A 14,205-nucleotide genomic window follows, 5' to 3' on the forward strand; every position below is an offset into this window, starting at 1 on the left:
GGCGTTTCACAAGGAGTTAGGGACATGCTTGACCATGCATTTGGACAGTGGCTGGATGCCAATGCCGAGGCCATCGACCAGGGCCAGTGCGATCCGCACCTGGTGCTGGCGCAGATCGCCGAGTCGCAGTTGCTGCGTATCGGCGTCGACCCGGCCCTGGGTGGCACGGGCGGCGACGTCAGCGAGGCGGTCGAGGCCATTGCCGCCATCGCCAGCCGTTCGCTGGCCGCGGCCTTCGTCTGCTGGGGCCAGCGCGCCTTCATCGAATACCTGCTGCAAAGCCCCAACCGGGAGCTGTGCAAACGGCTGATGCCCGACTTGCTCAAGGGCGAACTCGCCGGGGCCACCGGCCTGTCCAATGCCATGAAGTTTCTCTCCGGCATCGAGGCCTTGCAGGTGCGTGGCCGCCTCGCGGCCGATGGCTGGAACCTCGAAGGTCGGCTGCATTGGGTGACCAACCTGCGCAAGCGCGGTTTCGTGGTGGCGGCGGCCATCGAGGATGACGCCGGCGGCGCACCGTTCGTGGTTGCCATTCCCTCCAACGCGCCGGGCCTGGAGCGCTCCGACGATCTGCAACTGATGGGCCTGCAGTCGAGCAATACCGCGGCGCTGGCGTTCCACCAGGTGCCACTGGCCCGCGACTGGCTGCTGCATGACAACGCCCGCGAGTTTCTGCCCAAGGTGCGCCCGGCGTTCCTGGCGCTGCAGTGCGGCATGGCCATGGGCCTGGCCCGGCGAGCGCTGGATGAAGTGCAGGAGCACCTGCAGGGCCGTGGCTCGTTCCTCGAAGAGGCCCGCCAGGTGCTCAAGGAACGCCTGGAGAATACCGTCGGCGAGCTCAAGCAGGGGTTGCTCGACGGGCGCTTCCAGGGGCAACCGGCCGCCTTGTTCAAGTTGCGCATCACCCTCGCCGAATGTGCCGCCGACGCCGTGCAGCTGGAACTTCAGGCCAGCGGTGGCAAGGCCTACCTGACGGCCTATGGCGAAGGCTTCGCCCGGCGTTGGCGCGAGTCGGCGTTCGTGCCGATCGTCACCCCGAGCCTGGTGCAGCTGCGCGCCGAACTGCAACGCCAGGCGGCCAGCGCATGACCGAGGTGCTGCTCGAAGCCCGTGACATCAGCCTGGGCTACCCGCGCGACGGTGGCTGGCAGGCGGTGCTGGAACAGTTCGACCTGGAGCTGGCGCCAGGCGAGGTGGTGACCATCCTTGGCCCCAGCGGGGTCGGCAAGTCCAGCCTGTTGCGCGTGCTGGCCGGGCTGCAGCAGGCCCGTGGCGGCAGCGTGCAGCTGCGCGGCGAGCCGCTGCAGGGGCCGCACCCGCGCCTGGCGGTGGCGTTCCAGGACCCGAGCCTGCTGCCCTGGCTGAGCCTGGAGAAGAACGTCGCCTTCGGCCTCGACTTCGCCCGCCAGCCCAAGCTGCCGGCGGCCGAGCGGCGCGCACGGATCGACCACGCCATCGACGCGGTGGGCCTGGCTCACGCCCGAGGCCAGTACCCGGCGCAGTTGTCCGGCGGCATGGCCCAGCGCACCGCGCTGGCCCGCTGCCTGGCGCGCCAGCCCGAGGTGCTGTTGCTGGACGAGCCATTCGGCGCGCTGGACGAGGTGACCCGCGCCGACATGCAGCAACTGCTGCTGCAACTGATCGCCACCCACAATACCGCCGCCGTGCTGATCACCCACGATATCGACGAAGCCCTGCTGCTGTCCGATCGCGTGCTGCTACTGGGCAACCACCCGGCGCGCACCCTCGGCCAGTGGCAGATCGACCTGCCGCAGCCGCGCGCGCAGCGGGTCGAGGAACTGGGCGCGCTGCGTATCGAAATCCTCAAGACCCTTCGGCGGGCAAGCCGCACAGCCGAACCCACTCCATCCCCCTTGCCCTCGGAGGCTGTCCATGTGCATGGATGACTGCTGTTCCACCACGTCCCGTCGCGATTTTCTCAAGCTCAGCGCCATGCTCACCGCCGCCGGCGCCGTGCCATTGCTGTCGAGCCTGCAGGCCCGCGCCGCCGCCGAGCCGGACGCGCCGGTGCGCATCGGCTACCTGCCGATCACCGATGCCACGCCACTGCTGGTGGCGCACAACAACGGCCTGTTCGAGGCCGAGGGCATCAAGGCCGAGCGCCCGGTGCTGCTGCGCAGTTGGGCCCAGGTGATCGAGGCGTTCATCTCCGGGCAGGTCAACGTCATCCACCTGCTGTCGCCGATGACCGTGTGGGCGCGCTACGGCAGCAAGGTGCCGGCCAAGGTCGTGGCCTGGAACCACGTCGGCGGCTCGGGCCTGACCGTGGCCCCGGACATCACCGACATGAAGCAGCTCGGCGGCAAGACCGTGGCCATTCCGTTCTGGTACTCGATCCACAACGTGGTGCTGCAGCAGATGCTCACCGACAACGGCCTGAAGCCTGTGTCCAAGCCCGCCACCGCGCAGTTGGCGGACAACGAAGTCAACCTGCTGGTGCTGCCGCCTTCGGACATGCCGCCGGCCCTGGCCAGCAAGCGCATCGCCGGGTATATCGTCGCCGAACCGTTCAACGCCCTGGCCGAGAACCTCAAGGTCGGCCGCGTGCAGCGCTTTACCGGCGACGTTTGGCGCAACCACGCCTGCTGCGTGGTGTTCATGCACGAGCATGACCTGAACAATCGCCCGGAGTGGTCGCAGAAGGTGGTCAACGCCATCGTCAAGGCCCAGCACTGGACCCGCGAGCACCGCGCCGAGGCTGCGGCGTTGCTGTCCAAGGCCGGCCCTAACAAGTACACCCCGCACGAACCTGCGGTACTGACCAAGGTACTGGCGCCATCGGTCGATGACCGTGCCGGCTACATCGCCAGCGGCGCGATCCAGCACCAGCAGTGGGACGAGAAACGCATCGATTTCCAGCCTTATCCGTTCCCCAGCTACACCGAGGAGCTGGTCAAGCGCCTGAAGAACACCCTGATCGTCGGCGAGAGCGATTTCCTTGCCGCCCTCGACCCGGCCCAGACCGCCCGCGACCTGGTGGACGATCGATTCGTGCGCAACGCCATTGCCGAGGTGGGTGGCCCGGCGGCGTTCGGCATTGCCGAGAACTTCCAGCGTAGCGAGGAGTTCGCGGTCTGATGCGCAGGCATTTCGTGCATGGCGCCCTGGGCCTGGCGGGCTTGGCGGCGCTGCTGTTGCTGTGGTGGGCGGGGGTGCGCCTGTTCGGCGCCGCCGATGGCCTGTCGGCGCGCTTCGCGCCCCAGGCCACGCTGCAAAGCCTGATCGAGCTGCTGGGGCAGGGCGAGGTCTACGGGCATATCTGGGTGAGCCTCGAGCGTATCCTCGTCGGCCTGCTGCTGGCGCTGCTGATCGGCGTGCCGCTGGGCCTGCTGGTGGGCAGCTATCGCCACCTGGAGGCGGCGACCACGCCGGCGTTCCAGTTCCTGCGCATGATCTCGCCGCTGTCGTGGATGCCGGTGGTGGTGATGCTGATGGGCGTGGGCGACCAGCCGATCTACTTCCTGCTGGCCTTCGCCGCGCTGTGGCCGATCCTGCTCAACACCGCCGCCGGGGTGCGTCAGCTGGACCCGCGCTGGCTGCAATTGAGCCGCAGCCTCAGCGCCACGCGCTGGGAGACGTTGTGCAAGGTGATCATCCCCGGGGTGATCGGCCATGTGCTGACCGGCGTGCGCCTGGCCATCGGCATCCTGTGGATCGTGCTGGTGCCGTGCGAAATGCTCGGGGTGAGTGCAGGGCTTGGCTATTTCATCCTCGACACCCGCGACCGGCTGGCCTATTCGGAGCTGATGGCGATGGTGCTGCTGATCGGCGCACTGGGGTTCATGCTCGACACGTTGGCGCGGGCGCTGCATCGACGCTGGGTGCATGCCTGAAGAACGAGAGCGCGGGCCTGGATTGGTGGGGGCGGCATAACGCAGCGCCTACAAACTCTGCGTTCAACCAGGATTTCAGGCGCATCCCTGCGCCTGAGCAGGTCAGAAGCTGTACTTGGCGGTCAGCATCAGGTTGCGCGGATCGCCAAAGGTGTCGCCCCCGTAGTTCACCGAGCTGGAAATCGACGAGTAGTACTTCCTGTCGAACACGTTGTTGGCATTGAGCTGCAGGTCCAGGTGCTGGTTGACCGCGTAGCCGGCCATCAGGTCGGTCACCGCATAGGCGCCTTGCTCGAGGCGGTAGCGGCCGCCATCGGCCACGCTGAAATCGTTGTACATGCGGCTCTGCCAGGTGACGCCGCCACCAACGCGCAGTTTTTCCAGCGGGCCCTGGAAGCGGTAGGTGGTGAACAGCTTGAGCTGGTGCTCGGGGGTGTCGGAGGACAGCGGCTTGTTGACGTTGGCGGGGTTCTTGGCGTCCTTGATGGTGTGCACGCGGGCGTAGGTGTAGCCGGCACCGATCTGCCATTGCTCAGTCAGCGCGCCCTGCACCTCGAAGTCGATACCCTGGCTGCGCACCTCGCCGGAGGCTTCGTAGCAGGTGAACTGGCCCGCTCTGCAGACGCTCTTGTCGTTCACCTCGACCGCGCGGTTTTCCTGGTCGATGCGGAACACGGCAAGGCTGGCATTGAGCGCGCCATCGAAGTATTCACCCTTGATCCCTACCTCGTAGTTCTTGCCTTCGATCGGCCGTACCGGCGTGCCGCTGCTGTCCTGGCTGTCCTGTGGCTGGAAGATATCGGTATAGCTGGCGTAGACCGAGTGGTGTTCGTCCAGCTCGTAGATCAGGCCGGCATAGCGGGTGACGTTGCGGGTCACCTTGTAGTCGCCATCGTTGCTGCCGCGCTTGTCGTAGTCGTACCAGTCCAGGCGCCCGCCGAGGATCAGCTTGAGCGGGTCGGCCAGGCTCAGGCGGGTGGTGGTGTACACGCCTTCCTGGTTGATCAGGTAGCGACTGCTGCTGGTGTGCAGGAAGTCGGGCTTGCCGCCGTCGATGGGGTAGTCCATGTCGTAGGGGCTGTAGTTGCGCTCGCTCATGTCGTAGATGCGCTTGCTGGCGCCGACCACCAGCTCGTGGGTGCGCCCGAATGCCTCGAACGGGCCGCTGGCGAAGGTGTCCAGGCCCAGCTGGTTCTCGTCGTGGGCCGACTGGTAGACCGTGCGGCTCAGCGGCTTGGCCAGGTCCCAGCGCGACTGGTAGGAGCCGCGGAACAGCGCGTTCTGCTCGCTGTAGGTGGCGTTGACCTGCAGCTTCCAGTCATTGGCCAGGCGCTGGCGCACCTCGGCGAACAGGGTATTGATCTCCTGGTCCTTGACCTCCCAGTCGGTGGCCGGGTTGTAGGAGCGCGGCAGGTCCAGGTGATGGCCGTCGAGGGCAGTGGGGATCGCGCCCCAGAATACGTTGGTCTTGTCCTTCTGGTGGGAGAGGCCGAGGGTGAGGGTGGTGTCTTCGCTCAGGTCGGCCTCGGTGATCGCGTAGAACAGCCCGTGGTCCTCCTGCTGGCCGTCACGGAAGCCGTTGGCGTCCTGGTACGAGGCCACCACGCGGCCGCGCAGGGTGCCGCTGTCGTTGAGCGGGCTGGAGGCGTCCAGTTCGCCGCGGTAGTTGTCCCAGCTGCCGGCGGCGCCGGTGAGGGTGACTTTCTGCTCCGCCAACGGGCGCTTGCGCACCAGGTTGATGGCCGCCGAGGGCGTGCCTGACCCGGTGACCAGGCCGGTGGCGCCGCGCACCACTTCCACCCGGTCGAACATCGCCAGGTTCGGCTGGGCGCCGACCACCCAGCCGGTGTAGGCGCTGGGGATGCCGTCGTACATGATGTTGTCGACGTCGAAGCCACGGGCCTTGTAGGTCTGCCGGCCCGGGCCGTTGGACTGGTTGAGGAACAGGCCCGGGGTGTACCTGGCGACGTCGTTGATGCTGGTCATGCCTTGGTCGTCCATGCGCTGGCGGGTGATCACCGTCACCGCCTGAGGCGTTTCGCGCATGGTCAGCGGCAGCTTGGTGGCGGTGGACATGGCGCCAGTGGTGTACGACTTCGACCCCTCGGTGGTGCTGCCCAGGCTGCTGTCGTCGATGGCCGTGGCGCCCAGCTCGATCACGGCGGGGGCCTGTTCGGCTGCCAGCGCGGGGGTGAGGGTCGCCATGCAGATGGCCATGGCCAGCAGGTTGCGGGAGGGCGCGAAACGGTGGGGCGAGGGGAGCGATGACATGCCGAGCTTTATCCTTATTACTAGTGCTTATGAGAACGATTAGCAATAAGTATGTCGGGATTGCCCGATCAAGAACAGGGCGTATGAATTGAAAATGATGAAATTTTCACATTTTTCCATTCGAATAGATTGGTTTGCCCACAGCCACACCTATCGATCGGTGCCACCTGCGCCAATCCGTTTACCTTGTTGCCTGCCTATTTCCAGCGCCTGGCCGTCTCGTTGCTTGCCGTGCCGTGCCTGGCCCACCAGCTCGGGGATCAGCGGACCCTCGGGCAGATGACGCCAGAAGCGTCCGGGCAGATGCTGGCGCAACGCGCCGGGGTTGAGCCGGGCGGGGTTGAAGGTGTGCCGGTAGTAGGCCAGCCACAGTTCGGCCCCCGGGTCGTCGGCGTTGCGCGCCCATTGCCGCCAGTCTTGCGGGCACTGGCGGCGGTAGTCCAGTTGCGCGCCGTCGTAGCGGATGCCGTCGTGGGGCGTGGCGATCAGCCAGCGCTGGCGGCCCAGGCGTTCGGCGAAGTGCGCGCTGGCGCTGTCGAGGATGTCATGCGCGGGCTCGTGGTAGGCCACCAGATCCAGTTGCAGCTGCTCGGCCAGCGCCTCGGGCAGTGGTACGAAGCGCACGAAGGCATGCAGGTGATGAGCCTCCCGGCCGACCTGACGGATGCGCCGTTGCAGCTCACTGCCCAGGCGGTCGCCGGCCAGCATCGCGGTGCGATCGCCATGGGCGACGCGCCACAGCACCTCGTACAACAGGTTCCAGCGTTGCTCGCCGCGGTAGCGCCCGGCCTGTTCCAGCTGGGCCAGCAGCGCCGCCGGCACGCGGGCGTGGAACGGGCCGGGGCCTGCGGGCAGGGGCGTGGGCACGGCCAGCAAGTCATCCATCCAGGTCTGGCCCCAGGTCACCGTGGCCGGGTCAATGCCGTGGCCGAGCAGTTGGCGGGCCTGGTCGCGCCAGATGGCGAAATCATCGCCGCAATCCAGCGCGATCATCCCCACAGCCCCATCTGCACAGGCGCCTGGGGTTCACGCAGGCGGGCCCGCAGCAGGCCGCTGCGCAGCTCGGCCTGGGCCGGGCGGTAGTCGCTGGTGACGATGAACGGACGGGCTTTCTCCAGCACGCAGCGCAACTGGATCAGGTCGTCGTAGCGGATGCGCCGCTCCCGGCGCAGGGCGACCATGCGCTGCACGCTGCGCAGGCCGATACCGGGGATGCGCGCCAGCAACGCCGGCTCGGCGCGGTTGACGTCGAGCGGGAAGACCTCGCGGTTGGCCAGCGCCCAGGCCAGCTTGGGGTCGATGTCGAGGGCCAGGTTGCCTGCCTCGCCCAGCAGTTCACCAGCCTTGTAGCCGTAGCCGCGCAAAAGGAAGTCGGCCTGGTACAGGCGATGCTCGCGCAGCAGCGGCGGTGCGGCCAGGGGCACGCTGGAGGGGCTGTCGGGGATCGGGCTGAAGGCGGAGTAGTAGACTCGTTTGAGCCCATAGCCTTGATACAGCGACTCGGCGTTGCGCAGCAAGGTGCTGTCGTCGGTGGCGTCGGCGCCGACGATCACCTGGGTGCTCTGCCCGGCGGGGGTGAAGCGTGGCGCCCGCGGCTCGCCGGCGACGGCCTGCTGGCCGTGGTGGATCACACCCATCGCCTGGCGGATGGTGCTGGCGCGCTTTTCCGGGGCCAGGCGCTGAAGGCTGGCGTCGGTGGGCAGTTCGATGTTCACGCTCAGCCGGTCGGCCAGGCGCCCGGCTTCCTCGATCAGCAGCGGGTCGGCGTCGGGAATGGTCTTGAGGTGGATATAGCCACGAAAGGCGTGTTCTTCGCGCAGCAGGCGCGCCACCCGGATCAGTTGCTCCATGGTGTAGTCGGCGGAGCGGATGATGCCTGAGCTGAGGAACAGGCCGCTGATGCAGTTGCGCCGGTAGAAGTCCAGGGTCAGGCGCACCACCTCCTCGGGGCTGAAGCGTGCCCGGGGCACGTTGCTCGAGCGGCGGTTGACGCAGTACTGGCAGTCGTACAGGCAGAAGTTGGTCAGCAGCACCTTTAGCAGCGACACGCAGCGGCCATCGGGGGTGTAGCTGTGGCAGATGCCCATGCCATCGGTGGCGCCGAGGCCGTCGCGGCCGCGCGAGCTGCGCTTGGGCGCGCCGCTGCTGGCGCAGGACGCGTCGTACTTGGCGGCATCGGCGAGGATGCCGAGTTTGGCGGTGAGTTGCATGGGGTGTTCCGCTGGATACTGAATATTCATACAGTATTTCGGGATTGGTCTGATGGCAAGGGCTTCTGATCGGCCAGGCGCTGCCAAGTCCCCCATGGAACGCCCGAGCGCTCGATTACAGAATTGTAATCTTCATGCCACCCCCCAGATAACCAATGCTCCCTAAAGTCCCTCGCCAAAGCATTCCGCCGCTTGTCGACGAGGACTTCCGCCGTGCCCATCCCCCGCAAGATCGCCTTGCTCTGCCTGTTGCTGGCCGGCCCTGCCGGCGCCGAGGGCCTGAGCCTGGACCAGGCGCTCGACGCCGCCTTTGCCCAGAACCCGGACTTTGCCGCCATCGGCCGCGAGATCGGCATCGCCGAAGGCGAGCGCCGTCAGGCCGGGCTGATTCCCAACCCCGAGCTGTCGTGGGAGGTAGAGGACACCCGCCGTGACACCAGTACCACCACCGTGACTCTCAGTCAGGCCCTGGAGCTGGGCGGCAAGCGCGGTGCGCGGATCGAGGTCGCCGAGGCCGGCCAAGCGGTCGCTCGCCTGGAGCTCGAGCGTCAGCGCAACAGCCTGCGCGCCGATGTGATCCAGGCTTTCCATGCCGCCTTGCGGGCGCAGACCGCGCTGGAGTTGGCGCAGCAATCGCAGGCGCTGACCGAGCGCGGCCTGCGGTTGGTGGAGGGGCGGGTGCGCGCCGGGCAGTCCTCGCCGGTGGAGGCCACCCGCGCCCAGGTGCAGTTGGCCCAAGCCGAGGCGGCGGTGCGCCGGGCGCGAACCGAACGCACGGTGGCCAACCAAGCCCTGGCGCGGCTGACCGGCAGCGCCGAGGCCCGCTTCGACCGGCTCGACGCCAGCTCGCTCTCGCCAGGCCCGGCGCCCAAGGCCGAACGCCTGCTGGCCACGGTCGAGCAGACCGCCGAATGGCGCCTGGCCGCGGCGCATATCGAGCGTGGCGATGCCAGCTTGGGCTCCGAGAAGGCCCAGCGCATCCCCAACCTGACCGTGAGCCTGGGCAGCCAGTACAGCCGTGAGGAGCGTGAGCGGGTCAATGTGGTGGGGTTGTCCATGCCGCTGCCGCTGTTCGACCGCAACCAGGGCAATGTACTGGCCGCCGCGCGCCGCGCCGACCAGGCCCGTGACCTGCGCAACGCCGTCGAACTGCGCCTGCGCAGCGAAACCCGCAGTGCCCTGGAGCAGTGGGGCACGGCCATGGGCGAGGTGCAGGCGTATGACCGCACCATCCTGCCTGCCGCCCAGCAGGCGGTGGACACCGCCACCCGAGGTTTCGAGATGGGCAAGTTCGCCTTCCTCGATGTGCTCGATGCCCAGCGCACGCTGATCGAGGCGCGCGGGCTTTACCTTGACGCGCTGGCCCAGGCGACCGATGCCCGGGCGCAGGTGGAGCGGATCTACGGCGAGCTTTGAGCCTCGTCCCATCGCGGGGCAGGCCCTGAACTGCAACGACTTTTCCAGCAGGAGCAACAATGACCAACCCACGCAAGCTCGCCATCCTCGCCGCCGCCCTGGCCGTTATCGGCCTCGGTGGCGCGGCCTGGACCGGCACCCTTGGCAAGGCCGGCAGCGGCCAGTCCCAACACGGCGACCACGGCGAAGCCGGCCACGGCCATGACCAAGAGAAGGACGACGGACACGGCCACGGCGAGCCCGCAGGCGAGGAGCATGACGAGGAGGAGGGCCAGCTGCACCTGACTGCCGAGCAGATCCGCGCCGCCGGCGTGCAGCTCGCCACCGCCGGTCCGCGCACCTTGGGCACCGCCATCAGCTTCCCCGGCGAAATCCGTTTCGACGAAGACCGCACCGCCCATGTGGTGCCACGGGTTCCTGGCGTGGTCGAGTCGGTGCAGGCCGAGCTGGGCCAGGCGGTCAAACGCGGCCAGGTGCTGGCGGTGATCGCCAGCCAGCAGATCTCCGAGCTGCGCAGCGAGCAGCAGGCCGCGCAACGGCGCCTGGAGCTGGCCCGGCTGACTTTCACGCGTGAAAAACAGCTGTGGCAGGAGCGCATCAGCGCCGAGCAGGACTACCTGCTGGCCCGCCAGGCGCTGCAAGAGGCCGAGATCGCCGCCGCCAACGCCGGGCAGAAGGTCGCCGCGGTGGCGCCAGCCGGCAAGGGCAACCGCTACGAGCTGCGCGCACCGTTCGACGCAGTGGTGGTGGAAAAGCACCTGACCGTGGGCGAGGTGGTGGACGAGACCAGCAATGCCTTCACGCTATCGGACCTGAGCCGGGTCTGGGCCACCTTCGCCGTGGCCCCGCGTGACCTGGACAAGGTGGTCAGTGGCCGTGGCGTCAGCGTCAGCGCGCCGGACCTCGGCGCCCAGGTGGAGGGCAAGGTCAACTACGTCGGCAGCCTGCTCGGCGAGCAGAACCGCGCCGCCACGGTGCGCGCCACCCTGGCCAACCCCAATGGCGCCTGGCGCCCCGGGTTGTTCGTCAATATCGCGGTCACCGTCGAGCGCTTCGACGCCGCGGTGGTGGTGCCGGAAAGCGCCCTGCAGACCTGGGAAGAGCAGACCGTGGTGTTCGCCCGCACCGATGAGGGGTTCGCGGCCCGCCCGGTCAAGCCCGGCCGGCGTGATGCCGGCCAGGTGGAGATCCTTGAAGGCCTGGCCGCCGGTACCGAAGTGGCCGCCGCCGGCAGCTTCGTCCTCAAGTCCGAGCTGGGCAAAGGCTCGGCCGAACACAGCCACTGACCGGGGACGCCTTCCATGTTCGAACGCCTGATCCAATTCGCCATCGAGCAGCGCCTGGTGGTAATGCTCGCCGTGGTGCTGATGGCCGCCGTGGGCATCCACAGCTACCAGAAGCTGCCCATCGACGCCGTGCCCGACATCACCAACGTGCAGGTGCAGATCAACACCGCGGCGCCCGGCTATTCCCCCCTGGAGACCGAGCAGCGCATCACCTTCGCCATCGAGACCGCCATGGCCGGGTTGCCGGGCCTGAAGCAGACCCGCTCGCTGTCGCGCTCGGGCTTGTCGCAGGTAACGGTGATCTTCGATGACGGCACCGATATCTTCTTCGCCCGGCAACTGGTCAACGAGCGCCTGCAGGTGGCCCGCGAACAGTTGCCCGAAGGCATCGAGGCGGCCATGGGGCCGATCTCCACCGGCCTTGGCGAGATCTTCCTGTGGACGGTCGAGGCCACGCAAGGCGCGCTGAAGGACGACGGCACACCCTATACCGCCACCGACCTGCGGGTGATCCAGGACTGGATCATCAAGCCGCAGCTGCGCAATGTGCCTGGCGTGGCCGAGGTCAACAGCATCGGCGGCCACGCCAAACAGTACCTGATCGCCCCGGAGCCCAAGCGCCTGGCAGCCTACAAACTGACCCTCAACGACCTGATCGCCGCCCTGGAGCGCAACAACGCCAACGTCGGCGCCGGCTATATCGAACGCAACGGCGAGCAATTGCTGATCCGCGCTCCGGGCCAGGTGGCTTCGGCCGAGGACATCGCCAGCATCGTCATCTCCAGCGTCGACGGCACGCCGATCCGCGTCAGCCACGTGGCCCAGGTCGGCCTGGGCCAGGAGCTGCGTTCCGGCGCCGCCACCGAGAACGGCCGGGAAGTGGTGCTGGGCACGGTGTTCATGCTGATCGGCGAGAACAGCCGCACGGTGTCCCAGGCGGTGGCGGCCAAGCTCGAGGAGATCAACCGCAGCCTGCCCAAGGGCGTGGTGGCGATCACCGTGTACGACCGCACCAACCTGGTGGAAAAGGCCATCGTCACGGTGAAGAAGAACCTCATCGAAGGGGCGATCCTGGTCATCGCGGTGCTGTTCCTGTTCCTGGGCAACATCCGCGCCGCACTGATCACCGCCATGGTCATCCCGTTGTCGATGCTGTTCACCTTTACCGGCATGTTCAGCAACAAGGTCAGCGCCAACCTGATGAGCCTGGGTGCGCTGGACTTCGGCATCATCGTCGACGGCGCGGTGGTGATCGTCGAGAACGCCATTCGCCGCCTGGCCCATGCCCAGCAGCATCATGGTCGCATGCTCACCCGTTCCGAGCGCTTCCACGAAGTGTTTGCCGCCGCCCGCGAGGCGCGCCGGCCGCTGATCTACGGGCAATTGATCATCATGGTGGTGTACCTGCCGATCTTTGCCCTGACCGGGGTCGAGGGCAAGATGTTCCACCCCATGGCCTTCACCGTGGTGATGGCGTTGCTGGGGGCGATGATCCTCTCGGTGACCTTCGTCCCCGCGGCCCTCGCGCTGTTCGTCACCGGCAAGGTGAAGGAAGAAGAGGGCGTGGTCATGCGCACCGCCCGCCGTCGTTATGCCCCGGTGCTGGAGTGGGTGCTGGGCCGGCGCAACCTGGCCTTTGCCGGCGCCGCCACCCTGGTGCTGCTGTCCGGCGTGCTGGCCAGCCGCATGGGCAGCGAGTTCATCCCCAGCCTCAGCGAAGGCGACTTCGCCCTGCAGGCCCTGCGCGTGCCGGGCACCAGCCTGTCGCAGTCGGTGGACATGCAGCAGCGCCTGGAGAAAACCATCATCGAGCGGGTGCCGGAAGTCGAGCGAGTGTTCGCCCGCACCGGCACCGCCGAGATCGCCTCCGATCCGATGCCGCCGAACATTTCCGACGCCTATGTGATGCTCAAGCCGCGCGAGCAGTGGCCGGACCAGGGCAAGTCGCGTGACGCGCTGATCGCCGAGGTGCAGCAGGCGGCGGCCAGCGTTCCGGGCAGCAACTACGAACTGTCGCAGCCGATCCAGTTGCGCTTCAACGAGCTGATTTCCGGGGTGCGCAGCGATGTGGCGGTGAAGGTGTTCGGTGATGACATGGAGGTGCTCAACCGCACCGCCGCGCAGATCGCCGCCAGCTTGCAGCAAGTGACGGGGGCGTCCGAGGTGAAGGTCGAGCAGACCACCGGCCTGCCGGTGCTGACCATCGATATCGACCGCGACAAGGCCGCCCGCCACGGCTTGAACGTGGGCGATGTGCAGGATGCCATCGCCATCGCGGTGGGGGGCCGTACCGCCGGCACCCTGTACGAAGGCGACCGTCGCTTCGACATGGTGGTGCGTCTGTCCGAGGCGCTGCGCACCGATGTCGACGGGCTGTCGAGCCTGCTGATCCCGGTGCCGGCCAGTGCCGCCGCGGGCGCTGCGCAGATCGGCTTCATCCCGTTGTCCCAGGTGGCCACGCTGAACCTGCAGCTGGGGCCCAACCAGGTCAGCCGCGAAGACGGCAAACGCGTGGTGGTGGTCAGTGCCAACGTGCGCGGGCGTGACCTGGGCTCGTTCGTCGAGGAGGCGTCGCAGACCTTGATCGATAAGGTGCAGATCCCACCGGGTTACTGGACCCGTTGGGGTGGCCAGTTCGAGCAGCTGCAATCGGCGGCCGAGCGCCTGCGCGTGGTAGTGCCGGTGTCGTTGCTGCTGGTCATGGCCTTGTTGCTGATGATGTTCAACAACCTCAAGGACGGTCTGCTGGTGTTCACCGGGATTCCCTTCGCCCTCACCGGTGGCGTGCTGGCGCTGTGGCTGCGCGACATTCCGCTGTCGATCTCGGCGGGCGTGGGCTTTATCGCGCTTTCCGGGGTGGCGGTGCTCAACGGCCTGGTGATGATCGCCTTCATCCGCAACCTGCGTGAGGAAGGGCGCGGCCTGCGTGCCGCAGTCGAGGAGGGCGCCTTGACCCGCTTGCGGCCAGTGCTGATGACCGCGCTGGTGGCATCGCTCGGGTTCATCCCGATGGCCCTGGCCACCGGTACCGGTGCCGAGGTGCAGCGGCCGCTGGCGACGGTGGTGATTGGCGGGATCCTGTCGTCGACGGCGCTGACCTTGCTGGTGCTGCCGGCGTTGTACCAGTGGGCGCACCGGCGTGATGAGGCTGAGACTGCGTGAACCTCT

Annotated in this window: 10 protein-coding genes; 7 read left to right on the top strand and 3 right to left on the bottom strand. The window is 67.5% G+C overall.

The annotated features are described in order from the left end of the window. Positions 1–24 precede the first annotated feature (24 nt). The 4 genes from BMY03_RS13600 to BMY03_RS13615 are packed head-to-tail and all read left to right on the top strand — an operon-like array spanning position 25 to position 3,854. The gene (locus BMY03_RS13600; protein ID WP_023633026.1) at positions 25–1,089 is read left to right on the top strand and encodes an acyl-CoA dehydrogenase family protein; all 1,065 of its coding nucleotides are present in this window, start codon (positions 25–27) and stop codon (positions 1,087–1,089) included. Continuing rightward, positions 1,086–1,907 (top strand): ABC transporter ATP-binding protein, encoded by an 822-nt coding sequence (locus BMY03_RS13605; protein ID WP_094011347.1) that lies wholly within the window; start codon positions 1,086–1,088, stop codon positions 1,905–1,907. The genes BMY03_RS13600 and BMY03_RS13605 overlap by 4 nt, the downstream gene beginning before the upstream one ends. Continuing rightward, the gene (locus BMY03_RS13610; protein WP_094011348.1) at positions 1,894–3,099 is read left to right on the top strand and encodes an ABC transporter substrate-binding protein; all 1,206 of its coding nucleotides are present in this window, start codon (positions 1,894–1,896) and stop codon (positions 3,097–3,099) included. Before BMY03_RS13605 ends, BMY03_RS13610 begins: the two co-directional genes overlap by 14 nt. Further along, entirely contained in the window at positions 3,099–3,854 is a 756-nt protein-coding gene (locus BMY03_RS13615; protein WP_038706411.1) for an ABC transporter permease, read from the top strand. Before BMY03_RS13610 ends, BMY03_RS13615 begins: the two co-directional genes overlap by 1 nt. A gap of 102 nt (positions 3,855–3,956) precedes the next feature. On the opposite strand, the gene BMY03_RS13620 is transcribed toward BMY03_RS13615, so the two are convergent. The 3 genes from BMY03_RS13620 to BMY03_RS13630 all read right to left on the bottom strand — a co-directional run bounded on the left by BMY03_RS13620 (position 3,957) and on the right by BMY03_RS13630 (position 8,335). Next, positions 3,957–6,125, bottom strand: coding sequence for a TonB-dependent siderophore receptor (locus BMY03_RS13620; protein WP_094011349.1), 2,169 nt, complete (start codon positions 6,123–6,125; stop codon positions 3,957–3,959). A gap of 150 nt (positions 6,126–6,275) precedes the next feature. Then, on the bottom strand, positions 6,276–7,118 hold the full coding sequence (locus BMY03_RS13625; protein WP_094011350.1) for a TIGR03915 family putative DNA repair protein: 843 nt from the start codon (positions 7,116–7,118) through the stop codon (positions 6,276–6,278). Beyond that, positions 7,115–8,335, bottom strand: coding sequence for a putative DNA modification/repair radical SAM protein (locus BMY03_RS13630; RefSeq protein WP_094011351.1), 1,221 nt, complete (start codon positions 8,333–8,335; stop codon positions 7,115–7,117). The genes BMY03_RS13625 and BMY03_RS13630 overlap by 4 nt, the downstream gene beginning before the upstream one ends. A gap of 213 nt (positions 8,336–8,548) precedes the next feature. On the opposite strand from BMY03_RS13630, the gene BMY03_RS13635 reads away from it, so the two are divergent. Genes BMY03_RS13635 through BMY03_RS13645 form a run of 3 tightly spaced genes read left to right on the top strand, consistent with a single transcriptional unit; the run spans position 8,549 to position 14,199 of the window. Next, on the top strand, positions 8,549–9,751 hold the full coding sequence (locus tag BMY03_RS13635; protein ID WP_094011352.1) for a TolC family protein: 1,203 nt from the start codon (positions 8,549–8,551) through the stop codon (positions 9,749–9,751). Positions 9,752–9,810: 59 nt separating this feature from the next. After that, positions 9,811–11,037 carry an efflux RND transporter periplasmic adaptor subunit gene (locus tag BMY03_RS13640; protein ID WP_094011353.1) on the top strand — a complete coding sequence of 409 codons (1,227 nt, stop codon included), beginning with the start codon at positions 9,811–9,813 and terminating at the stop codon, positions 11,035–11,037. A gap of 15 nt (positions 11,038–11,052) precedes the next feature. Further along, the gene (locus tag BMY03_RS13645; protein ID WP_094011354.1) at positions 11,053–14,199 is read left to right on the top strand and encodes an efflux RND transporter permease subunit; all 3,147 of its coding nucleotides are present in this window, start codon (positions 11,053–11,055) and stop codon (positions 14,197–14,199) included. Positions 14,200–14,205: the final 6 nt, after the last annotated feature.

Origin of the sequence: Pseudomonas soli (genome assembly GCF_900110655.1) — a bacterium.
Taxonomy (GTDB): Bacteria; Pseudomonadota; Gammaproteobacteria; order Pseudomonadales; family Pseudomonadaceae; genus Aquipseudomonas; species Aquipseudomonas soli.

Coding starts and splice junctions, on each gene's coding strand:
- BMY03_RS13600 (WP_023633026.1), top strand. CDS start 25: ATGCTTGACCATGCATTTGGACAGTGGCTGGATGCCAATGCCGAGGCC.
- BMY03_RS13605 (WP_094011347.1), top strand. CDS start 1,086: ATGACCGAGGTGCTGCTCGAAGCCCGTGACATCAGCCTGGGCTACCCG.
- BMY03_RS13610 (WP_094011348.1), top strand. CDS start 1,894: ATGTGCATGGATGACTGCTGTTCCACCACGTCCCGTCGCGATTTTCTC.
- BMY03_RS13615 (WP_038706411.1), top strand. CDS start 3,099: ATGCGCAGGCATTTCGTGCATGGCGCCCTGGGCCTGGCGGGCTTGGCG.
- BMY03_RS13620 (WP_094011349.1), bottom strand. CDS start 6,125: ATGTCATCGCTCCCCTCGCCCCACCGTTTCGCGCCCTCCCGCAACCTG.
- BMY03_RS13625 (WP_094011350.1), bottom strand. CDS start 7,118: ATGATCGCGCTGGATTGCGGCGATGATTTCGCCATCTGGCGCGACCAG.
- BMY03_RS13630 (WP_094011351.1), bottom strand. CDS start 8,335: ATGCAACTCACCGCCAAACTCGGCATCCTCGCCGATGCCGCCAAGTAC.
- BMY03_RS13640 (WP_094011353.1), top strand. CDS start 9,811: ATGACCAACCCACGCAAGCTCGCCATCCTCGCCGCCGCCCTGGCCGTT.
- BMY03_RS13645 (WP_094011354.1), top strand. CDS start 11,053: ATGTTCGAACGCCTGATCCAATTCGCCATCGAGCAGCGCCTGGTGGTA.